Here is a 20936-nt window from a genome sequence, read left to right on the forward strand (position 1 = left end):
GTAGATGCGTTCGGGGTGATGGCGATGAGACGACTGGCGGCATTGGTCGCTGTCGTCGCCCTGTTGTGCGGTCCGACTGCGTGCTCGACCGGCCAGCGCGTCGACCTCGGCGGCGAGTCGTCGGGCAACCTCATCGCCGCGATCGCGGGCGAACCCGACCAGCTCGACCCGCACAAGACCAGCGCCTACTTCTCCTTCGAGGTCCTCGAGAACGTCTTCGACACACTCGTCGAACCCGATGCCGACCTCGAGATGCGACCCGCACTGGCCGAGTCGTGGACCGTCAGCCCTGACCAGCTCAGCTGGACCTTCCGGCTGCGGCCGGGTGTCGCGTTTCACGACGGGAGCCCGTTCAGCGCCGACGACGTCGTGTACTCATTCCGCCGCATCATCGACGAGCAGCTGACGAACGTCGACAAGTTCAGCGCCGTTGTCGATGTCAGCGCACCCGACCCGAAGACCGTCGTCATCCGTCTCAAACAGCCGACGCCGAACCTGCTGACGAACATTGGTGGGTTCAAGGGCATGGCAATCGTGCAACGCCGCAATGTGGAAAGCGGTCAGATCGCCACACATCCGATCGGCACGGGCCCCTTCTCGTTCAGCGGGCAAAAAAGCGGCGATTCCATCACCCTCACGGCGAACCCGTCGTACTGGGGTGGGCCGCCCAAGGTCTCGGGTGTGACGTTCCGCTTCATCTCGGAGCCGACGACGGCGCTGTCGGCGCTGCAGGCCGGTGAAGTCGACTGGACGGACTCGATCCCGCCGCAGCGAGTGGCGCAACTGCGCGACGACGACACGCTGAACCTGGCGGTCACCGCGAGCAACGACTATTGGTATCTCGCGCTCAACGAGGCGCGTGAACCGTGGAACGACGTGCGGGTGCGGCAGGCCATCGCGTACAGCATCGACCGCAACGCGATCGTCGCGGCCACGAGTTACGGGACCGCCGCGGCGAACCAGCTCGCGATCCCCAAAGGCAATCCGTGGTACACCGACTACCACCGGTACGACTACGACGTCGACAAGGCCACAAGCCTCCTGCAGGAGGCCGGGATCACGGACACCGATCTCGACATGCTGGTGACCAGCGAGTACCCGGAGACGGTGACGGCCGCCCAGGTCATCGCGGATAACATTGCACCACTTGGCATCACGGTGAACATCCGTACGGTCGATTTCGCCACCTGGCTGGACGAACAGAACACCGGCAACTTCGACATGCTCATGATGGGCTGGCTCGGCAACATCGATCCCGACGACTTCTACTACGCGCAGCACCACACCGGCGGCACGAGCAACGCGCAGAAGTTTTCCGATCCGGAGGTCGACCAACTCCTCGACGCGGGACGGGTCGAGACGAATCGTGAAGCGCGGGGCGAGGTGTACGCCCGCGCGGCGACCCGGATCGCCGACGAGGTGAGCTACATCTACCTTTACAACCCATCGGTGATCCAAGCGTGGAGCACCGCTGTCTCCGGCTTCGAATCGCGTCGCGACGGCGCGGTCCGGTTCCGCGGTGTCGAACTCGACCAAGGCCAGACACAGTGACCCGCTTGGTGACTCATCCAATTGCGCGCTTCTTGGCGCGACGCCTGGCGTACTCGGCGGTCGTGATGCTGGGCGTCCTCGTCGTCGTATTCGCGTTGGTGCACCTCGTGCCCGGAGATCCCGTGCGCATCGCGTTGGGCACGCGCTACAGCCCAGAGGCGTACGAGGCGTTGCGGTCGGCTAGCGGTCTGGACAAGCCCATCGTCGAGCAGTTCGTCAGCTATATCGGCAACGCGCTGACCGGAGACCTCGGCGTCAGTTTCCGCAACGGCGATCCGGTGACGGTGATCCTGCTGGAGCGACTGCCCGCGACGGTGTCGCTGGCCGTGGTCGGCATCGTCATCGCGTTGCTGATCGCACTGCCTGCCGGCATTTGGTCGGCACTGCACGAGGGCCGCATCAGCGATGCACTCATCCGGGTCGCCAGCCAGTTCGGGGTTTCGGTGCCGGACTTCTGGATGGGCATCCTGCTGATCGCACTTTTCGCGACGACGCTCGGCTGGCTTCCGACGTCGGGTTATCAACCGCTGCTGGACAATCCGGGTGGCTGGTTGCGCCACGTCGTCCTGCCCGCGCTGACGGTGGGGGTCGTCGCGGGGGCGATCATGACGCGGTATGTGCGCTCGGCGGTGCTCGAGGTCGCCTCGATGGGTTACGTCCGCACCGCACGCTCGAAGGGGCTGTCGCCACGGGTGGTGACGTTCCGCCACACCGTGCGCAATGCGCTCATCCCGGTGCTCACGATCACTGGTATCCAGCTCGCGACGATCCTCGGCGGCGTCATCGTCGTCGAGGTGGTGTTCGCGTGGCCGGGTCTCGGCCGTCTCGTTTACAACGCCGTGGCGACAAGGGATTATCCCGTGATCCAGGGCGCCGTGTTGCTGATCGCCGCGCTGTTCCTGCTCATCAACCTGATCGTGGATGCCCTGTACGCGATCGTCGACCCGAGGATCCGGCTGTCATGACCACCGCCGAAACGAATACCCGAGTGTCGTCGTGGCGCCTGCTGCTGAGCAACCCCGTCACGGTCGTCAGCGGGGCGATCCTCGTCGTCATCGCGATCGTCGCGCTGACCGCAAATTGGATTGCGCCGTTTGGGGTCAACGACGTCAACGTGCCGGACGCGCTGCAGGGTCCCAGCCACGCGCACTGGTTCGGCACCGACGAGCTGGGCCGCGACGTGTTCTCTCGCGTGCTCGTTGCGACGCAGGCATCGCTGCGGGTGGCGGTCATCAGCGTGGCGTTCGCCGTTGTCGTCGGCGTGACGATCGGCGTCGTCTCCGGCTACCGCGGCGGCTGGCTGGACACGATCTTCATGCGGGTCGTCGACGTCATGTTCGCGTTCCCGGTGCTGCTGTTGGCGCTCGCGGTGGTCGCGATCCTCGGGCCCGGGACAACGACCACGATTTTGGCGATCGGCATCGTCTACACGCCGATCTTCGCCCGCGTCGCTCGTGCGAGCACGCTGAGTGTGCGTGTCGAACCGTATGTTTCGGTGTCGCGCAGCATGGGCACCGGCCATCTCTACATCCTCGGCAGGCACATCGTGCCGAACATCGCCGGACCACTGGTGGTGCAGACGTCGGTGTCGCTGGCGTTCGCGATCCTGTCCGAGGCGGCGCTGTCGTTCCTGGGGCTTGGGATCCAGCCACCGCAGCCGTCGCTGGGCCGGATGATCTTCGACTCGCAGGGCTTCGTGACGATGGCGTGGTGGATGGCGGTCTTTCCCGGCGCCACCATCTTGGTGACTGTGCTGGCGTTCAACCTGGTGGGCGACGGCCTGCGCGATGTACTGGATCCCAAGCAGCGCACCATGATCGAAGCCCGGAGAAAGCAGTGAAGTGCCCGGCGCTGAGTGTGCGCGATCTGCGGGTGCGCATCGGCAAGCGCGAGATCGTGCACGGCATCTCGTTTGACGTGGCGCCCGAACAGACGCTCGGCATCGTCGGCGAGTCCGGATCGGGCAAGACGATGTCGGTGCTGGCGGCGACCGGTCTGTTGGACGCACCGGGCGCGTCGGTGTCCGGAACGAGCACCCTCGCCGGCGAACCAGATGACGTCCAGCTCACCGGCGCGTCCGACCGGGTGTTGCGCAGCGTGCACGGCGGCCGGATCGGCTTCGTTTTCCAGGATCCCGGGACGTCGCTCAATCCCCTGCTCACTATCGAACGGCAGATCACTGAATCGCTTGAGACGCATCGTCGTATGACGCGTCGACAGGCGCGCGACCGCGCGTTCGAACTGCTGGAGGCCGTTGGGCTCCCCGACCCCGAAACACGTCTCCATGCCTACCCGCACCAGCTGTCGGGTGGACAGAAGCAGCGCGTGATGGTTGCCATCGCGATGGCCTGCGACCCGGAACTGTTGGTCGCCGACGAACCGACCACGGCGCTGGACGTCACGACACAGGCCCAGATCGTCGAACTCGTCCGGAATCTGCAGCGCGACTTCGGCACCGCCGTGGTGTGGATCAGCCACGACCTCGGCGTGATCGGCCAGATCGCCGACGACGTCACGGTCCTGCAGGACGGCCATGCCGTCGAGCAGGCGCCGGTTCTCGATGTGTTCGATCGCCCACGGCACCCGTACACCCGCGAACTGCTGCAGGCTCGCCCGGTCGTCGGCGCCGAAGGTCCCCCGACGCCCCCGTCCGACGCAGAGACATTGCTCGACGTCGACGGCCTCGACGTACGTTTCAACGTGAGCACACCGGTAGGAACGTCGGTCGTCCATGCGGTGAAGGGCCTGTCGTTTCAGATAAGGCGCGGCACGACTCTCGGCCTCGTCGGTGAATCGGGTTCCGGTAAGTCGACGGTGGCCGCCGCCCTCGCGGGCCTCGTCATTCCCGATGCGGGCTCGGCGAAGCTGGTAGATGCCGACGTCTTCGGGGTCCGGAGATCCGCGGAGAAGGCGCTTCGCAGGCGAATCAGTCTGGTCTTCCAGGATCCCTTCTCGACACTCAATCCTCGTGGCCTGGTCGGTACGGCGATCGAGGAGCCGCTGCGGGTGCACCGAGTGGTGGACGGCAAGGGCGCGCGTCGTTCGCGGGTTGACGAGTTGCTCGAAATCGTCGGGCTGCCAACGACGTTCGCGTCCCGATACCCGCACGAACTGTCGGGCGGTGAGCGCCAACGGGTGAGCATCGCGCGTGCGCTGGCGGGCGAGCCCGAGTTACTCATCCTCGACGAAGCCACTGCGTCGCTGGATGTTTCGGTACAGGCGCGGGTGCTCGATCTGCTCGCGACATTGCAGCGCGATATGGGCCTGACGTATTTGTTCATCGCCCACGATCTCGCGGTGGTTCAGCAGGTTAGCCACGACGTGCTGGTCATGCGCGACGGTGCGGCGGTCGAGTACCGTCCTGCCGCCGACTTGTTCGCTTCCCCCGAACATGACTACACCCGCAAGCTGCTCGCTGCTGTTCCTCCGGAGCGACCTTTCAGCAGTGTCGAGCCAGGCTGCGGGTGACAGCGGTGAGGACGGCGGCCCCACAGATGGTGGCGGCGGCAGCGATCGCAGTCATGGGCCATCCAGTGGCGCTTGCGGCGGCCGCGCCGCACGCAGTTCCGAGGCTGCCGCCAATGAAATACACGACCATGTATGCGCTATTGAACTGGGCTGGCGCGGATGGATTGATCGCCAGGACTGTCGATTGGTTGGCGACCTGCGCGGCGAAAAGTCCCGCGTCGAACAATGCGAGGCATGCGAATGCAAGCGGCGTGATCGGCAGTAGTGCCGCCAGCGCCAAGGCGGCCGCTGCAGCCACCACCAGTCCCGCCAGGACGACCGGTCGAGCGCCGACGCGGTCCGTCCAGTGACCAGCGATTCGTGTGGCGAAGATCCCTGACAGGCCCGCTATCGCATAGCCGCCGATACGCTCTGGAGAGTACGAGTACGGCGGCAGCGATAGTGCGACGGCAAGACCAGCCCACAACGCGCAGAATGCGAAGAACCACAGCGCACCTCGGCATCCGGCCAATCGCAGCACGGCGTGTTTCCGGTAAAGCCCTGGAAGTCCACGAAGCGTCTCGAGGTAACCCGTCGTCGAGCTCGCCGAGACGTCAGGGAGGACGTAGCGGGTTACCGACGCGATGATGAAGCAGGCGGTGGCGAATACGATCAGCATTGGCCGCCAACCGATTTGGTCAGCGAGATATCCCCCGAGGATACGGCCGATGATTATGCCTGCTGAAATCCCCGCGGTGACGATACCCAGAACGGTTGCTCGCCGGCGTTGATCGGCGAGGCGGCCGGCTGCCGAACTCAGTTGAGCGCCTACGGCTGACCCTGCACCGACAACGACCGCGAGAATTGCAAACCCCCACAAAGTGGTGACCGCAGCGTTGAGAGCAAGGGCGGCACCCAATGCTGCGAACTGGATGCTGAGCACGCGTCGAGGCCGATATTGGTCGATGAGTGGTACCAGCAACGCCAGCCCCAACAGATAACCAACTGGTCCCCATGCCAATGAGGCTCCGACCGCTGGCAGCGAGGCGTGCAGGGCATCGGCTATCGGGCTCACGGCGGGCTGCAGCGGGTACATGCTCGCGGTTCCCAAAGCCGCGGCAACGGCCATGAACCATACGGTGAATGCCGTGAGCGAGGTGGTAGGCACTGCAGCTGATTCGGATTTCACATGCGCAACGGTAGGGAGGACGGCAACGAGAACGCTGGCGAGAAACCGACACGACAGTCAGGGTGTAGGCCAGCGCCGTACCGCTCGGAGCCGCTCCCCGATCCGCCGTGCTCGTGAGCCATGAGAAGGTGTCGATCATGACTCAGCTCAGCGGCAAGGTCGCATTGATCACCGGCGTCTCGTCAGGATTGGGCGCCGTCGTGGCGCAGGTTTTCGCGGAGCGGGGCGCGAAGGTCTTCGGAATCGCTCGCCGGGCCGACGAGATGGCGTCGGTGTTCGAGACGGTGCCCGGCGGCAAGTACGCCTCGGTCGACATCTCATCGGCCGATGCGTGCAAGGACGCTGTCGCCCAAACCGTCGCGGAGTTCGGCCGGCTCGACGTGCTGGTCAACGTCGCGGGCTTCCACCAGATGCGCCACACGACCACGATGACCGACGAAGAGTGGGACCTCGATCTCGCGGTGAACCTCAACGGCCCCTTCTACCTCTGCCGCGCCGCGCTGCCCCACCTCCTGGAGAGCAGCGGCAACATCGTCAACGTCACCTCCATCGCGGGTGTGGAGGGCGAGGTCTATTCGGCGGGCTACTGCGCGGCCAAGCACGGACTGGTCGGGCTCACCCGCGCGCTGGCCGTCGAGTTCACCAAGTCGAGTATCCGGGTCAACGCGCTCTGCCCCGGTGGCATGCCGACTCCGCAGGCGACCGAGTTCACCGCACCCGAGAACGCCGACTGGGACCTGATCATGCGCATCGCATCCCCGCGCGGGTTCATGGAACCGTCGGACGTCGCGAAGGCGATTGCATTCCTCGCCAGTGACGACGCCGCCGCGATCCACGGTGCGGTGTACCGGATCGACAACGGAAAGGGCGCCGGCTGAACCGGCGCCCTCACGCAAGCTGACCCGGTGCGAGGGCACCGGGTCAGCGAGCGGACTCTAGATCCCTTGGTTGCGGCGACGGCCGAGGAACCAGGCCAATCCGATCGCGCCGAAGCCCAGCGTGCCGATGACACCGGCCGACACCATCAGGAAGATGTCCCGGCCGGACAGGCCGCCCGTCGACGTGTCGTCGGACGCCAGCCGCAGGCGGTAGTCACCCGGCAGCGGACCCTCGGCGGGCGCTTCGAGACCCGGGAACTGCTGGGTCCGGTGCACCTCGAATTGCCGTTCACCACTAGATGACTGGTTCCAGACGCCCCACGCCGGCGTCACACCGTCGAGTAGCACCTTGCGCTCACCGAACTGCGGGTCATCGCCGACATCGACGATGCGGTTGACACGGAACGGCTCGTACCGTGCGTTCGAGTAGTTCACGAACACGGGCACGTTGTCGTACCGCATCACCGGCGGCGGGGGCGGTGGCGGAGGCATCCCGACACCTGGGTAGTAGCCGCCACCGAAGAAGCTCCCCACCGCAATGTTGGTGAGCGTCTGCGCGACGTTCGCCGCGGCGACGACCGGGGCCAGCAGCGCCGCGGTGAAGCTGTACGCCGCGTACTGCGCCGCCTCGAACATCATCCGGCCCAGCGGCGGAACCACCATGATCCGCGGCGTCATCTCGTACATGTAGACGATGCGAACCGGCTGCCGGTACGGGTTGAGGATGATCGGTCGGTAGTACTCGTCGTACTGCACCCAGTCCGGGCGCCACTGCCGCACCGGGCTGACCAGTTCGACCGGCGGGTCGATGGCGAAGTTCGTTGTCGCGCTCGTGTTCACGTCGAGGCCCGGGAGCTTCAAGCTCGTCGAGATCTCGTTCGAGAACGACGCGAGCTCCGGCTCGGGTGCCGCGGCAGGAATCTTCTCGTCGACCGGCGCCGTCTTGCTCGCGAGTTGGACGTCCTCGGCGGGAGCGTCGAGCTGCTGGGGCTCGACGGTCTCGATGTCCTTGGCGGTCTGCGAGATGGACACCGTCGGTGTCTCGGACTCGTTGCCGCTCGTCTCGGACTCGGTCGCTTCGGCCGACTCACTCGTCGAGGTTTCGGTGCCACTGGGCTCCGAAGTCGACGTCGTTGCGCTGGTTTCCGTGCCCGATTCCTGGGCCTCCGATGACGGCGTGGACGCCGACTCGCTCGCGGTGGTGGCCGTGGTCGACGAGGCAGGCGACTCAGCCGCCGTAGTGGCCTCGGACGACGATTCGGGCGTTGAGGTGCCCGGCGCGGGCGTGATGGGGGCCTGCGAGGCCGTCGTGACGTCAGCCTCGCTCGGCTCGGCCGGCGCGACAGTCGTGACCGGCGGAGCAACCGTGGGCGAGGGTGCTTCCACCGGGGCCTGCGGCTCAGGCGTCGACTCGACCTCGGCGGGCGCGGGAGCTTCCTGGGTCTGCGGTGCCTGGGTCTGCGGGACTTGCGGCACCACCGGCGCCGGCGCCTCGGCGGGGGCCTGCGGGGCCACCTCGACGGGCTCGGGCGCCGAAACCTCAGGTGCTGGGGCAACCACGGTGGTGGTCGCCCCGCTGTCGTCGCCAGGCGCGGCGATCGCCGGGGCCATTCCCCCGGTCAGCGCAGTCAACGAAATCACGACGCCGGTCGCCAGAACAGCGACGACGCCCCGCTTCGAGCAAAATTCGAGGGGTGCACCCACGTTTATCGACTCCTTCATTCCCCCGACGATTTGCCTGGACCGGGAGCGGTCGATGCTCCAGCCTCAGATGGTTCATCGCTAGCCCCACCGAGGTGTTACACACAGACCGAAGAAACCCTAGGGACGGCGACGGCGGGCAGCGGAGACAGCCAGCGCGATACCGATGATCGCGATGATCGGTCCGAGGATCGACCAGGTGGTGGTGTTTGTCATCGGACTGTCACTCACGATGACGCCGAAGCCCTGCAGAGTGAACACGATCCCGAAGAAGGCGACGAGAAGTCCCAGCACGATGATGGCGATCCGCATGACTTCACCCTACGGTTCTCCCATGATCTATCGAAGTCTCGTGCGTAGGGCGGCGCAGGCCGGGTGGCAGCGCCTGTCCGATCATCGGGTCGACGATCTGCCGCTCACCGACGACGTGCATTTCGTGTTCCTCGGCGATCACGAGCTGGCGGTGGACCTTCGCGGGCCCGAAGCGCTACGCGCCTGGCTGCGTGCCCTGTTCGTACGCTTCCCGCGCCTGCGTTTCGAACCCGAGGACGTGATCGTGCAGGGCGGCCCATGGTCCACCAGGGTCGCGACCCGTTACAACGCCACGCAGGACGGCGAGTTGGTCTATCGCGCCGTGCAATTCGCCCGCATCAGGTGGGGAAAGCTGGCCGAAGAGACCATCCAGCCAGATACGCAACTTCTCGTCGGTGCCCTCGCGCGGTAGTCCTGCGCAGCCTGCCGAAATTGGGATCGGTAGGCGCTGCGCCGATATTCACTTGTCGCAACGACCGCGTGCAGTCCTGCGCGCGGCACGCCAAGCAGACACAAGGACACGCGATGACAGCGAAACCACCCACACGCGCCTTGTTCGCGACGGCCGCACTCGCCGCCGCGTTCTCGCTCGCCGCGTGCTCGACGAGTACGACCGATACCGGCGACGGCACAACCACGTCCAATACGCCTGCGACGGCAACGGTCACGACCACCGTGACCGCGCCGGCCACGACGGCACCTCAGGCGTCGCCGACCGCCACGAGCGCGCCGACGGCGACACCGGCCAGTGATTGCGCCGTCAACCCGGCGGACAGGCCCGTGCCGACTGTCGAAATCTACGATGCGGTGTCTGAGACCGACCAGATCGACGTCTCGGTCAGCGGCATCCCGTCGGGCACCGTCACTCCCGGCGCGGCGCCGGTCGAATTCGAGGTGAGCCTGTGCAACGCCTCGCCGGTCTCATATCCGTCGGTGGGTGTCGTTGTGGTGCTGGAGAATTGCAGTTGCGTCCCCGAAGGCATCCCTATCGCGAAAGGCACCATCGACTACTTCGATCCGGCCACCGGCAGCTGGATTCCGCTGGAACACCCGGCCGCGGGCACGGGCACGGATTTCATGGGCGGATACGAGAACGTCCAGGAATTCCCGAAGGGCAAGACCGTCACGCTGCGCTATCGCCTAACGCTCGATCCGTCGATGATTGACGGCGAGGGCGGCGTCGCGGCGTACGCGATGAACGCCGACGGATCGCTGAACCAGTTGGGAACGGCGCGGTTACCGTTCAACGTCCGAACCGGCGGTTAGGCGTCAGCGACGGCGGCCCAGGTACTTCTGGTAGGCCTCGGCCGCGGCGGCCAGTTCCGGACGCGCGTCCAGCAGCGGTTGCATCTTCTTGCGCGCCTCTTCCCGCTTGTAGGGCAGGAACTCGGTCGGGAAGTTGCCTTCGTGACGGGTGTACCCGCCCAGCACGCGGCGGGCGACGGTCGCCTTGTGCACCTCGTCCACGCCGTCGGCGATGCCCATCGTGGGCGCGGCCGCGTACATGGCCTGGATCGGGGTGAGGTCGGTGGTGCCCAGCGATCCGAGGATGTGGAGCGCGTTGAACGACACCTCGCGCAGCGTCTTGGCCATCGTGAACTTCACGGCGGCGATCTCGGTGCGCGCCTCTTGAGTGGAGGTGTTGTCGATCTTCCACGCCGTCTCGAGGACGAACAGCCGCAGCATCTTGATCATCGCGTAGGACTCGGCGATCTTCTCCTGCACCATCTGGTGGTCGGAGATGAGCTTGCCGTGCGACTCACGGGACAACGCCCGCTCGCACATCATGTCGAACGCGAGGTTGCACTGGGCGATCGTGCGCATTGCGTGGTGGATGCGGCCGCCGCCAAGACGCCTCTGCGCCAACGTCTTTGCGCCGTCTTCGGGTCCGAGCAGGTGGTCCAGCGGCACGCGCACATCGCGGTAGATGATGTGGTTGTGGTTGCGGGGCTCGGGCATGATCTCCACGCCGGGCGTCTCGCGGGGCACGACGAACATACCGTTGGTGCACATCACGAACAGGATGTCGGCCACGCGGCCGGCTGAGGTGAACCACTTCTCGCCGTTGATGACCCATTCGTCGCCGTAGCGGACGGCGGTGGTCCGAAACAGGTTGGGGTCGCTGCCGCCCTGCGGTTCGGTCATCGAGTAGGCCGAGAAGATGTCCTGATTGAGCAGCGGTTTGAGCCACCGCTCCTTCTGTTCGTCGGTCCCGTAGGCGGCGAGCATCTCCATGTTGCCCGTGTCGGGCGCGGAGGCACCGAACATGTGCGGCGCTCCGGCATAACGCCCGATGACCTCGTTGAGCAATCCGAGCTTCAGCTGACCGAAACCGGGGCCGCCGAGTTCCTCGTCGAGGAAGATCGCCCACAGGCCCTGGTCCTTGACTTCTTGTTGCAGTTCGCGCACATAGGCTTTCACCGCGGGATCAGGCAGGCGCACCGCGTGCGGAAAGACGTGGTCGAGCGGTTCGACCTTCTCCTCACAGAATTGCTTGACCCAGTCGAGCTTGCGCTGAAACTCCGGTTCGGTGCTGAAATCCCAAGCCATTCACATCTCCTCGACGGCTGTCCGGTGGCGCCGAGGTCAGTGTGTCACGGGCCCGATTCGCAAATGTTTCGGATGCGTCAGAACCGGCAAGTCAGGTGTCCCCAGGATCCATCGCGTTACCACAAGAGAAGAGTTTGACCATGATTATCCTCGGCATCATCCTGCTGTTGATCGGCTATTTCACCAGCCTTTCGATCCTCTACACCATCGGCGCGATCCTCATCGTGGTCGGTGTCGTGCTGTGGATTCTCGGCGCGGTCGGCCGCCCGGTCGGCGGCCGAAAAGTCTGGTTTTAGCGCAGCAGCGCTTACCGATATCCGCGACGAAGGAGGTGCTTGGCGCCGGCATTCATGGCGGCCGGCGTCGCCAGATCGAAGTCGAACGCATTCGCCAGCCGGGCGGTGATGCCGAAGACCAGGCTGACGGCCAGGGCGTCTTCGATCTGTGCCGGAGTGACACCGGCGGCCAGCACGGCCCTCATGTCGTCAGCATCTACTGTCTGCTCCGAAGCAACCTTGCCCAGCATCCGGAGCGTGGCCCGCATCGGCTCCTCGATCGGCGCCGTGTCCAGATCCGCAAGCGTGGCACTGACTTTCGCGGCATCGCCGAACCACAGGGTCGATGTGGCTGAGTGCGCGGCGATGCAGAACGGGCTCTCGACGGTCTGCGCGACGAACGCGGCCATCAGCTCCCGGTCGCCGACCGACCACTCCGACGGCCCGCGCATCGCCTCGTGGGTGAGGGCCCCGGCACCATAGAAGTCGGGACGGTAAAACGCCAGCTTGACGGCGTCGACCACCGGATGCCCGCTGACCACCCGGATGACGCTGAGCAGGGCTTTCGTCGGCAGGCGGTGGCCGTGGTCCAGGATTCGCAGCCTCATTTCGCTCCCCCGGTGGCGGCGGCCAACGCCACGAGGGCATCGCTGTACTGGCGGTCCGCCTGCCCGATCGCGGCGCACACGACGACCTCGTAGATCTGGTCCTCGCTCAGCCCTGCGGCGCGCGCGGCGGCGATGTCGTCGTCGCTGACCCGCTGGGCGTGGTGACACACCTTGTCGACCAGGGTGTGCAACGGCTCGTCCAGACCTGCAGCCTCAAAGGCGGCGCGGCGCAACTCCGCTGATGCTGTCCCGCCACCACCGAGGACGCGGGCGACGAGCTCGCGGTGCAGCCGGGAGATATCGGTCATCATTAGCAGTCTGTCAGGAATTTCCGATCCGAGGACGAACCGATACGACAGACTCACACGGTGAGCGGACACCATCTACGCGCGTTGCTCAGCTTTGCCGCCGCCATGTGCGTCCTCGCAGGCTGTACACAGAACACCCCGTCGGAGCCGTCACCTGCCCCGACGTCCGCACCCGATAGCGTCCCCGCACAGACGATGGACCAGCCGACCTCCCCGGGACCGCCTGCGGCACCCGTCGGCGCGCAACCGGTGATCTCGTCCGATCCAGTGCAGCTGGCCGACGAGCTGATCGCCGACGAGCGAGCGCTGCGCGACCCGTCGACGCCGGAACCGGCGCTCACCGCCGCGGCGCGTCGCCAACAGGCGGCGTATCGGGCGATCGGGCGTACTCCCGACTGGGATCCGGTCATCCGCCCTCGAATTCCACCGGAGCTCGGGTCGACCTACGACCTCAACGTCGACGCCCGCCGTCAGCTGTACCCGATGACCGAAGTGAAAGACACCGTGCCTGCGTGGCGGATCGTCCCGCCCGCTCCGGCAGACGTGTTGATGGGCCACTATCGCGAAGCCGAGGCGGCGACCGGCGTCCCCTGGAACTATCTGGCCGCGGTCCATCTCATCGAGACCCGCTTCGGCAGCATCGAAGGCACCAGCACGGCCGGTGCGCAAGGCCCGATGCAGTTTCTTCCCTCCACCTTCGAGGCCTACGGCGACGGCGGTGACATCCATTCACTTCGGGACAGCATCATGGCCGCGGGGCGTTACCTCGCCGCCAACAACTTCGCCGGCGATCCCGACAACGCCATCTTCCGGTACAACAACTCGGATCGATACGTGCGTGCGGTTCACGACTATGCCGGAGTGTTGGCGGCCGACCCTGGCGCGTTCGCCGGGTACTACCGCTGGGAGGTCTACTACCGCACCACCTCCGGTGACGTCCTGCTGCCAATCGGCTACATGTCGACGACACCGATCCCGGTCCAGACGTACCTTGCCGACCATCCCCAGTAGCTAAACGACCATCAAGGAACGCTGTCGGCGGGCTGTGAGCGGCAGATCCTCGACGAGCATCGCTGGTAGCGCCGACATCTGGCCGAACATGCGCACCCGGCCCACCCAGCAGTTCGCCCCGTGAAAGCTCGGCTGATACCAGTAGACCCGGAGCCCCGCCTCGACGGCGGCCTGCACGCCGACCCTGCTGTCTTCGACCGCGATTGCCGCATCCGGGTCGAGGCCGAGGTCGTGAATCGCGGCCAGGTACAGGTCGGGAGCGGGCTTCCAGGTTTGGTACTCGTACGCAGAAAAGTGCGCTGCGGGAAAGTGATGCAACAGCTTGGTACGTGACAGTCGGTCGTTGATCATGTCGACCGGCGAGTTCGACACCACGAATTTCGGGTGATCGATCTGGCGGAGCGCAGCGCCGACGCCGGGAATGCAGCGCAGACGTCTTTCCAGAAAGTACTCGGCGAGCTGGCGCACGCGAAGCAATGCGTCCGCGGGTGGGTCGACGCCGATGCGCGCGCACAGCATGTCGATCGCTTCCTGCATGCGCCGACCTGCGACCAGGTCGGCGATGTCCGTCGCTAGGATCGTGCCTCCCAGTTGTCTGGTGAAGCATTGCATCGCAAGCGTTTCCGCCCCTTGGGAGTCGACGAGGGTACCGTCCAGATCGAAGAGGACGGCAGCATCAAAATGGTCGTTCATGTCTTTACCTGAATTCCAGTAGTCGTTGTTGTTCAGACGAGCTGCGGGGAGCCGATGTGCTCGAGGTACCGCTCGTACTTCGCCCTGAGCTCGGTCGCCGCCTGCCGCGCATCGGTGACGTGCAGCTTCTCGCAGTGGTAGCCCAGAAGGTCGTTGAGGATCGACATCTGCTCGCCAGCGAAAACGATTGTGCCGTCGGGCGAAATCCGCTCGATTCCGTCGAGAATCTGCGAGCGACGGTTGATGTCTTCGGCGTCGCTCGACGAAAGGCCCTCGGGCAGCACCAGATCGATGCGCTCGCGCGACACCCGCAGCGGGTATCCACCGGGCAGGCCGCCCGGTGCCGGCGAATGCAGTTGACGCACATCGCTACCGAGCAATGCCAAGACCGTACGCGCCGCCGACGTCGCGGTGACCTGCTGTCCGTCCTTACCGCCCTGGCGCCGCAGGGTAGCCGCGAGCCGGGCGAAGACCGTGTCGTGATCGACGAACTGCTCTTCGCCATCTCGGAATACGGTCAGCCCGTAGGGAATCCCGTGTGCTTCGCCGAAGCGGTGCACGTGATGGCTGAAGTAGTGATGGCAAATCAGGTTGATGTCGATCTCACTGGGGTGGGTGTCCAGTTCCTGCGCCGCAGCCCACGTGATGCCGGGGACGACGTTGGCGATGTTGCCGATACCGATGTGCGGAGCCAGACCTATGGTGGCCAGGGCCGGGCCGACCGCATCCGGGTAGGCGGCGTTGACGACGACCGCGTGGGACTCGGCAAGGCGGACCGCCTGCATGAGTTCGTAATTCAATGCGAGGTGCATCGGCAGCCATGGTCCGAGTTGCGCCTGATCCAGCTCTTTGAAGGTTTCTGGCGCGGTGTCCATGATCGCGCGCGCGGCCTGGACGGAGGCACCCATGAAAATGAGGTCGGGCTGGATGCGACGGATCTCCGCCGCGGTGCGGTCAATATCAGCGAGGTCCACCGCAAGCGCTTCGACGTTGCGATAGTGGCCGAGGTTCGACGCCGCCAGCTTGGTGAGGTTGGCGAAGCGGGTGGCCCTCTCCAGCGAACGACCCGCCATGACGATGTCGACCGGCTGGTCGTTCGTGGCGAGAAGATGCGCGAGCCTGATGGTGACGTCGCCGATGCCGATCAGCAGCAGCTTGGGTGGGTTGACCAGTGTTTTCATGATGATCCTTTCGAACGTTGAGGAAAGTTGATTTGGGGGTGACTAGATCTCTAGGACGGCCCGTAGATGGGCGACCATCCCCAACAGTTCGACGCGCTCAGCGTCGGACGCATGGACGGATTCGGCGAATTTCACCGCATTGCCGATCCTGTTGAGAATCAATGCGATAGAGAACCTCTCGGGAGAGGCGATCCGTTCGAGATTCGAACGAAAGGTCTTGCCGGTCAGTGTGGCCGGATGCTCGAACATGGAACACGCCGAGTCAGACGGAGCCGGCCACGACGATTGCTCCTCCAGCATTTCCTCTCGGAAGTCCAGCTCGGCCACCTCCGGTGACACCGTCGCCAAAGCGCCCCGAAGGGACATTGCCGAATGGCGCGACGCCAGGTCGTGCGCCCAGATTACGTTGCCCCTGCTCGAGGACACCTTGCTGCCCCCGATGCGAAGAAACCTGTTGGCCTTCAGCGTGACTGGCATCATCTCGGGAACATCGAGGATCCGCGCGAGCAGCGGGAACAACACGGCGTAGTAGTAGCTGTTGTCGAATCCGAAGTAGCAGGTGACCCGCGGCCGGCACCCAGCCGTCGACAGCTCTCTCTTGAGCTGATCGAAACTGATGTCGGTCGGCAGACCCATGAGCTGTCCCAGCGCATAGCAATGCGCGAAGAAGATCTCGAACCACGGGTTGATCACCCTGCCTGGCGCGACCGTGTATCCGTACTCGCTGCGGAAGGTCAGCGCGACGCGACCGGGTTCCAGCTCGTCGATGAACCGAACCAAAGCCGGATTGTCCAAGCCGATCTCACGGTGCCGACTCTGCAGCCACAAAACGTCGTCGCCGTCGATCATCAGCACCGTCGGCAGCGGCGAGTCGTCGACCTCGACGAATTCGCCGGAGCCGGTGGACTCCTCGACAGGGCCGATGACGCGTGTGAGGTCCATCGGGTTGCCACAGTTCTCGCATACGTTGAGGAAGGCACGCTGCAGACAGGTGGGGCAGGTTCCGGAGGCGAATGCTTCGACGGCCCCCTGCCAGGTGTCGGCAGCGACGAACTCCGGCTGCCGAAGGGCTCGGTCGCTGCCGAACAGTTCGGCAAGACCCGTGTCGAGGTAGGCGCGGTAGTCATCGGTGGTGTTGTCGATGACCTGGTCGAAACGTATTCCGAAGCCTTGGAAGTCGGACCGGATCAATGCGGTCATCTCGTCGCGGAACTGCAGCGTCTCCTGACCGAGCTGACTGGCTTTCCTGGCCACATAGGTCTGGTAGTTGTCGATGTGCGACACGTGCGCCGCATGGCTACCGACCGCACCGAGCAGCCGTCGATTCAGGTCTGCGCGCAGATACGGTCCCGATACATGTCCGACGTGTAGGCCACCGTTGGGAGTCGGTGGCGGCGTGAAGATCACGTCGGTGTGCTGTTCAGTCATAAGGCAGAACACTATGAACGCCGACGACACGTTGGCATAGGTCGATCGGCCCACCGGCCTGGTGAAACCGCTGTCCCCCAATCGGCGGACAAGTGGCCTCCCCGCTGCGACGGCCGATCAGCGGATATCCGCTTGTTCCACGCCCACATACGTTTTCCCCATGACATCTACGGCGAGGGACCAGGCACCGCCCCGCGTTGGTCGCTCTGGCTTCGCCGACTGCCCGCCGCAGATCTGGCTGCTGCTCGTCGGCAGCTTTCTGGTGCGCGCGTTGGGATTCGCCTATCCCTTCATGAGCTACTTCGTCGCCGATCGTGGGCACGGCCCCACGGTCGTCAGCCTCGTGTTGGCGGCGTGCGGTGCTGGCTGGGTGCTAGGCCTACTGATCTGTGGCTCGCTGGTCGACCGCATCGGCGGACGTCTGACGTTGATGACGGCGATGGTCGGTGCGGCCGCGGTGCTGTGCGCGCTGGCCGTGTCGCACAGCGTGCCGATGTTGGTCGGCGGTGCCGTGGTGTTCGGCCTCCTGTTCGATGCACCGCGCCCGATCATCAGTGCTGCGATCACCGAGCTGATCCCGGATAGCGCACAGCGGGCAAGAATCGACGCCTTCCGCTATGGATGGGTGGTCAACGGTGGCGGAGCCATCACCGGTGCGCTCGGCGGGCTGTTGGCGATTCGGATCGGTGTGCCGGCACTATTCCTGGTGCATGCGGCCGCGTGTGCGACCTTCGCCGCGCTGGCGCTGTCGTGCCTGCCCCGCGAATCGCTTAGCACGACGCCGGCCGCTGCAATGACGGGCTACCGGCAGGCGTTCGCCGACAGGCGCCTTGTCCTGCTCTACCTCTCCAGCGTGGCGACGTTGACGGTGATGACCGCCCTTTTCGCCGACATACCGATGGTGATGCGGTTGCACGGCCTCGGCCCAGACGCGTTCGGCTGGGCACAGGTGGCGAACGCACTCGGAGTTGTCCTGCTGACGCCCGTGATTACACCGTGGCTGAGTGAGCGAATCGCGATTCGTCCGAGACTGGACATCTTGGCGGCCGCGACGCTGTGGACGACGGCGTGTATGGCAATCGCCGCATTTGCCACCACCACAACGGGTTTCAGCGCGGCGGGCTTCGGGGTAGCGCTCGGCGAGACAGCCTGGTTCGTTGTCGGCGTCGGCGTCGTCCACCGGATCGCGCCACCGGAGCGACGTGGCATGTACCACGGTGTATGGGCCACCACGCTGCCGGTCGCATGGATCGTGTCGCCGCTGTTGGCCGCGGCAAGCCTCGAAAACGGCGGGCCCCACATGGTCGCCACCACCACAGTTGTCGTCGGACTGCTCGGTGCCGCGCTGTGCATCCCGCTGGCGCGTCATCTGCAGACCGAAGAACCCAAGTAACAACCAAATTGGAAAGGAAAGAACATCATGATGACCACCACTACATTTCTGCAGTCCGCCGCGCGCGACGAGGTTGCGCGGCTCCTGGCGTCCAAGCCGTTCGAGGCCGAACCCAGCGATCTCGCCAGGGCACAGCACCTGCGTGAGGCCACCACGCACGTCCAGATCCCCGGCCTCTGGCTCGAATTCGGTGTCAGCATCGGGACATCCACCGCGACGCTCGCAGAGTGTGCCGCGGCAGCCGACGCACCTCTGTATGGATTCGACAGCTTCGAGGGACTGCCCGAGGAGTGGGTCGTGTCAGACGACGAGACTTGGTCGAAGGGCGCGTTCACCGGTCGCCCGTCGGAAGTTCCCGGCAATGTCGAGCTCATCGACGGCTGGTTCGAGGACACAGTGCCCGGCTTCGTCGAGACCCACCCGGGCCAGGTGGCGTTCGCCCACATCGATTGTGATCTCTACAGTTCAACCGCGACCGTCTTCTCGGCGATCCGCGAACGCCTCACCGCCGGAACCGTCATCGTGTTCGACGAGCTGTTCAACTACGACCGGTACTACGAGCACGAGATGCGGGCCCTCATCGAGCTCGGCGACTTGGGTGTCAGCTGGCGCTACCTCGGATATGTGCCGGCGCGGTATGCGGCCAGCATCATCCTGACCGCGGTTTCGTGACGTAGGCTGGGCGCGAAAACGTTGCGTGTAGAAGTAGTTTGAGCGGTAACACCCCATCCTGCCGTTGACCCGGCAGAACTGAACCGCAGCGCGACGTGCGGGAGTATCGTCTGCCTTCTCTGCGAAGGAGGCGACCCATGAGGCCTGTTGTAATGTTCGCGGTATCGTTCACCGCCGTGGCTCTTACCCTCAGCCCGGTGGCTCTCGCCGAACCAACTCCCGAGGACTGGTTCTCGAAGGCGCTCAGCGGGAACGGGGTCAACTATCAGGGCCGTGTTTCCTTTGACGAAGTCGTCGCCGAAGGCCGGATGGTTTGCGCGGCGCTGGACAGATCTCCCGGGCATACGTCGTATCTGTCCGCGGTCGAAAGTATCGTTGCCAAGGGGATTTTCACGGAAAAGGAGGCAGACGGCATAGGAAGTTCAGCGGTCGCCGCGTTCTGCCCCAAGCACAACGACTCGCTATTCGCCTGAACGCGCACACCGGCACCACTATCGCGCCAGTCCCGCGACGATCTGGGTCGACGAGCACGCGGGCGTGGCTGCGGCACTCGCGGCGCGAAATACACCGTGAGCGCCACCTCGTCCCGGAGACTGTGGCTATGAGTGTCGCTGTGTTGCGCAAGATGTTCGAGGAGATGGTGGTCGCCAAGGACATCAGGGCCGCGGACCGGTTCTACGATCCGTCGTTCGTGATGTACTCGAATGGGGTGGCGCAGAACTTCGACGAGTTCGTAGCGAGTCACCGCACCGTGTACGGCACAGAGATCAGTTACGCCGTTGAGTACGACGAAGAGGCGTGGGTCGAGACGGAGGACAAGGTCGCCGGCCGGGTCTGGATCACTACGAGCCGCCCCGACGAGACTCCTACGCGTATCGAAGTAGTGCTCATCGCCGCCTTCGAGGACGGCCGGATCACCCGCGTCTGGGAGACGACGTGGCCCAGCTGGAACGAGTTGCCTGCGTTCGAGACGTATTGAAGCGGATTGTCACCCGCTGTGTTGGGATCTCTCTACTTTCCGATGTTCCTTTCGTGAGCGAGAGGAAATAACGGCGGCCGGTCAGGCCATCTCGGGAACGTGCAGATGGGCGATCGCCAACTCGAAGTTGCATTCGTCGAGGACCTCTGCGGAGGCTTCCCGCGTACTTGCAGACCTCAGTTCCTCGATCTTGCTCATGTTGTGCTGCAGTGCTTCGACGCTGTCGTAGGCCACCGAGGACACTCCGCGTCCCGTTGCTCTGTCGACCAACAGGCTTACGCTGCAGAGCCCTTCGTGGTCGTTCAACGCCGGCAGTACCCCCATCTTGAAGATATCGATGCCCCGCTCGATCTGGTCGGGCTCTACCTTGACCCAGGTGGCGCGGACGCAGGCGCCCTCGCGGGACTCATGGTCACGGTGTAGGACCGCGATTTCCCATTCCGCGATGTCCGGTTCGCCGCCGAACTGCTCTGCGGCGCGTTGACGAATTTCCCGTACCGCCTCGTTGCTGGCGCGCATCGCCTCTTCGGTCTCCCAGGCGGTGGTGACGATGCAGCGGCCCGATGACCGGTCGATCAACAGCGAAAGACCGATATAACCGTCGATGCCCTCGAGTTCGGACATCACGTTGTCACGGACATTGGCAATGCCGACGTCGATTGACCCAGTGTTCGATTGAAGGGTGGTCGTTCGCGCATACACAATCTGCCTCCTCTGATGACGGGGCAGCGTCTCGACGGCGCTGCCGTCGGGATTTATC

General features: G+C 64.9%; 23 protein-coding genes. 13 read left to right on the forward strand and 10 right to left on the reverse strand.

The genetic code is table 11. The features are described from left to right. Positions 1-24: 24 nt before the first annotated feature. From ACIA48_RS26240 to ACIA48_RS26255, 4 genes are read left to right on the forward strand one after another with little or no spacing between them, the layout of a single operon-like run. Positions 25-1551 (forward strand): ABC transporter substrate-binding protein, encoded by a 1527-nt coding sequence (locus ACIA48_RS26240; RefSeq protein WP_396738607.1) that lies wholly within the window; start codon positions 25-27, stop codon positions 1549-1551. After that, positions 1548-2516, forward strand: coding sequence for an ABC transporter permease (locus ACIA48_RS26245; RefSeq protein ID WP_396738608.1), 969 nt, complete (start codon positions 1548-1550; stop codon positions 2514-2516). The genes ACIA48_RS26240 and ACIA48_RS26245 overlap by 4 nt, the downstream gene beginning before the upstream one ends. After that, positions 2513-3391: an ABC transporter permease gene (locus ACIA48_RS26250; RefSeq protein WP_396738610.1), complete on the forward strand. Its 879-nt coding sequence runs from the start codon at positions 2513-2515 to the stop codon at positions 3389-3391. The genes ACIA48_RS26245 and ACIA48_RS26250 overlap by 4 nt, the downstream gene beginning before the upstream one ends. Continuing rightward, complete coding sequence (locus tag ACIA48_RS26255; RefSeq protein WP_396738612.1) at positions 3388-5019, forward strand: dipeptide ABC transporter ATP-binding protein; 1632 nt, start codon at positions 3388-3390, stop codon at positions 5017-5019. The genes ACIA48_RS26250 and ACIA48_RS26255 overlap by 4 nt, the downstream gene beginning before the upstream one ends. Here ACIA48_RS26255 and ACIA48_RS26260 read toward each other — a convergent pair. Further along, positions 4991-6187: an MFS transporter gene (locus tag ACIA48_RS26260; protein WP_396738614.1), complete on the reverse strand. Its 1197-nt coding sequence runs from the start codon at positions 6185-6187 to the stop codon at positions 4991-4993. The genes ACIA48_RS26255 and ACIA48_RS26260 overlap by 29 nt on opposite strands. A gap of 137 nt (positions 6188-6324) precedes the next feature. Here ACIA48_RS26260 and ACIA48_RS26265 point away from each other — a divergent pair, with 137 nt between their 5' ends. Further along, positions 6325-7065 (forward strand): SDR family NAD(P)-dependent oxidoreductase, encoded by a 741-nt coding sequence (locus ACIA48_RS26265; RefSeq protein WP_396738615.1) that lies wholly within the window; start codon positions 6325-6327, stop codon positions 7063-7065. 57 nt (positions 7066-7122) lie between these two features. Here the strand turns inward: ACIA48_RS26265 and ACIA48_RS26270 are convergent, their stop codons facing one another. Both ACIA48_RS26270 and ACIA48_RS26275 read right to left on the reverse strand, forming a co-directional pair. Continuing rightward, positions 7123-8769 carry a hypothetical protein gene (locus ACIA48_RS26270; RefSeq protein ID WP_396738617.1) on the reverse strand — a complete coding sequence of 549 codons (1647 nt, stop codon included), beginning with the start codon at positions 8767-8769 and terminating at the stop codon, positions 7123-7125. A gap of 117 nt (positions 8770-8886) precedes the next feature. Next, positions 8887-9078: a hypothetical protein gene (locus ACIA48_RS26275; RefSeq protein WP_396738619.1), complete on the reverse strand. Its 192-nt coding sequence runs from the start codon at positions 9076-9078 to the stop codon at positions 8887-8889. Positions 9079-9100: 22 nt separating this feature from the next. Here ACIA48_RS26275 and ACIA48_RS26280 point away from each other — a divergent pair, with 22 nt between their 5' ends. Both ACIA48_RS26280 and ACIA48_RS26285 read left to right on the forward strand, forming a co-directional pair. Further along, positions 9101-9490, forward strand: a complete 390-nt coding sequence (locus ACIA48_RS26280) for a nuclear transport factor 2 family protein (protein ID WP_396738621.1) — start codon at positions 9101-9103, stop codon at positions 9488-9490. Between the two features lie 113 nt (positions 9491-9603). Continuing rightward, positions 9604-10344 carry a hypothetical protein gene (locus tag ACIA48_RS26285; protein WP_396738623.1) on the forward strand — a complete coding sequence of 247 codons (741 nt, stop codon included), beginning with the start codon at positions 9604-9606 and terminating at the stop codon, positions 10342-10344. A gap of 3 nt (positions 10345-10347) precedes the next feature. Here the strand turns inward: ACIA48_RS26285 and ACIA48_RS26290 are convergent, their stop codons facing one another. After that, positions 10348-11628 (reverse strand): acyl-CoA dehydrogenase family protein, encoded by a 1281-nt coding sequence (locus ACIA48_RS26290; protein WP_396738625.1) that lies wholly within the window; start codon positions 11626-11628, stop codon positions 10348-10350. Between the two features lie 140 nt (positions 11629-11768). Here ACIA48_RS26290 and ACIA48_RS26295 point away from each other — a divergent pair, with 140 nt between their 5' ends. Further along, entirely contained in the window at positions 11769-11924 is a 156-nt protein-coding gene (locus ACIA48_RS26295) for a hypothetical protein (protein ID WP_014212640.1), read from the forward strand. Positions 11925-11935: 11 nt separating this feature from the next. On the opposite strand, the gene ACIA48_RS26300 is transcribed toward ACIA48_RS26295, so the two are convergent. Together ACIA48_RS26300 and ACIA48_RS26305 are read right to left on the reverse strand one after the other, a co-directional pair. After that, complete coding sequence (locus ACIA48_RS26300; RefSeq protein WP_396738627.1) at positions 11936-12511, reverse strand: carboxymuconolactone decarboxylase family protein; 576 nt, start codon at positions 12509-12511, stop codon at positions 11936-11938. Next, a complete protein-coding gene (locus tag ACIA48_RS26305; protein WP_396738629.1) occupies positions 12508-12819 on the reverse strand; it encodes a hypothetical protein in 312 nt (103 codons plus the stop codon). The genes ACIA48_RS26300 and ACIA48_RS26305 overlap by 4 nt, the downstream gene beginning before the upstream one ends. 105 nt (positions 12820-12924) lie before the next feature. On the opposite strand from ACIA48_RS26305, the gene ACIA48_RS26310 reads away from it, so the two are divergent. Beyond that, the gene (locus ACIA48_RS26310) at positions 12925-13830 is read left to right on the forward strand and encodes a transglycosylase SLT domain-containing protein (RefSeq protein ID WP_396739499.1); all 906 of its coding nucleotides are present in this window, start codon (positions 12925-12927) and stop codon (positions 13828-13830) included. Here the strand turns inward: ACIA48_RS26310 and ACIA48_RS26315 are convergent, their stop codons facing one another. From ACIA48_RS26315 to ACIA48_RS26325, 3 genes are read right to left on the reverse strand one after another with little or no spacing between them, the layout of a single operon-like run. Continuing rightward, positions 13831-14523 (reverse strand): HAD family hydrolase, encoded by a 693-nt coding sequence (locus ACIA48_RS26315; protein ID WP_396738631.1) that lies wholly within the window; start codon positions 14521-14523, stop codon positions 13831-13833. It lies immediately after the preceding gene. 32 nt (positions 14524-14555) lie between these two features. Beyond that, positions 14556-15704 (reverse strand): hypothetical protein, encoded by a 1149-nt coding sequence (locus ACIA48_RS26320; protein WP_396738633.1) that lies wholly within the window; start codon positions 15702-15704, stop codon positions 14556-14558. A gap of 42 nt (positions 15705-15746) precedes the next feature. Continuing rightward, on the reverse strand, positions 15747-17132 hold the full coding sequence (locus ACIA48_RS26325) for a class I tRNA ligase family protein (RefSeq protein WP_396738635.1): 1386 nt from the start codon (positions 17130-17132) through the stop codon (positions 15747-15749). Between the two features lie 160 nt (positions 17133-17292). On the opposite strand from ACIA48_RS26325, the gene ACIA48_RS26330 reads away from it, so the two are divergent. From ACIA48_RS26330 to ACIA48_RS26345, 4 genes are all read left to right on the forward strand, one after another. Continuing rightward, positions 17293-18525, forward strand: a complete 1233-nt coding sequence (locus ACIA48_RS26330) for an MFS transporter (RefSeq protein WP_396738636.1) — start codon at positions 17293-17295, stop codon at positions 18523-18525. Positions 18526-18552: 27 nt separating this feature from the next. Further along, on the forward strand, positions 18553-19197 hold the full coding sequence (locus ACIA48_RS26335) for a class I SAM-dependent methyltransferase (protein ID WP_396738637.1): 645 nt from the start codon (positions 18553-18555) through the stop codon (positions 19195-19197). A gap of 137 nt (positions 19198-19334) precedes the next feature. Further along, positions 19335-19670, forward strand: a complete 336-nt coding sequence (locus ACIA48_RS26340; protein WP_396738638.1) for a DUF732 domain-containing protein — start codon at positions 19335-19337, stop codon at positions 19668-19670. 128 nt (positions 19671-19798) lie between these two features. Next, positions 19799-20176 (forward strand): nuclear transport factor 2 family protein, encoded by a 378-nt coding sequence (locus ACIA48_RS26345; RefSeq protein WP_396738640.1) that lies wholly within the window; start codon positions 19799-19801, stop codon positions 20174-20176. An 81-nt stretch (positions 20177-20257) separates the two neighbouring features. Here the strand turns inward: ACIA48_RS26345 and ACIA48_RS26350 are convergent, their stop codons facing one another. Next, entirely contained in the window at positions 20258-20878 is a 621-nt protein-coding gene (locus ACIA48_RS26350) for an antibiotic biosynthesis monooxygenase family protein (protein WP_396738642.1), read from the reverse strand. Positions 20879-20936 lie beyond the last annotated feature (58 nt).

This window comes from Mycobacterium sp. NPDC051804, from assembly GCF_044452905.1.
GTDB lineage: Bacteria > Actinomycetota > Actinomycetes > Mycobacteriales > Mycobacteriaceae > Mycobacterium.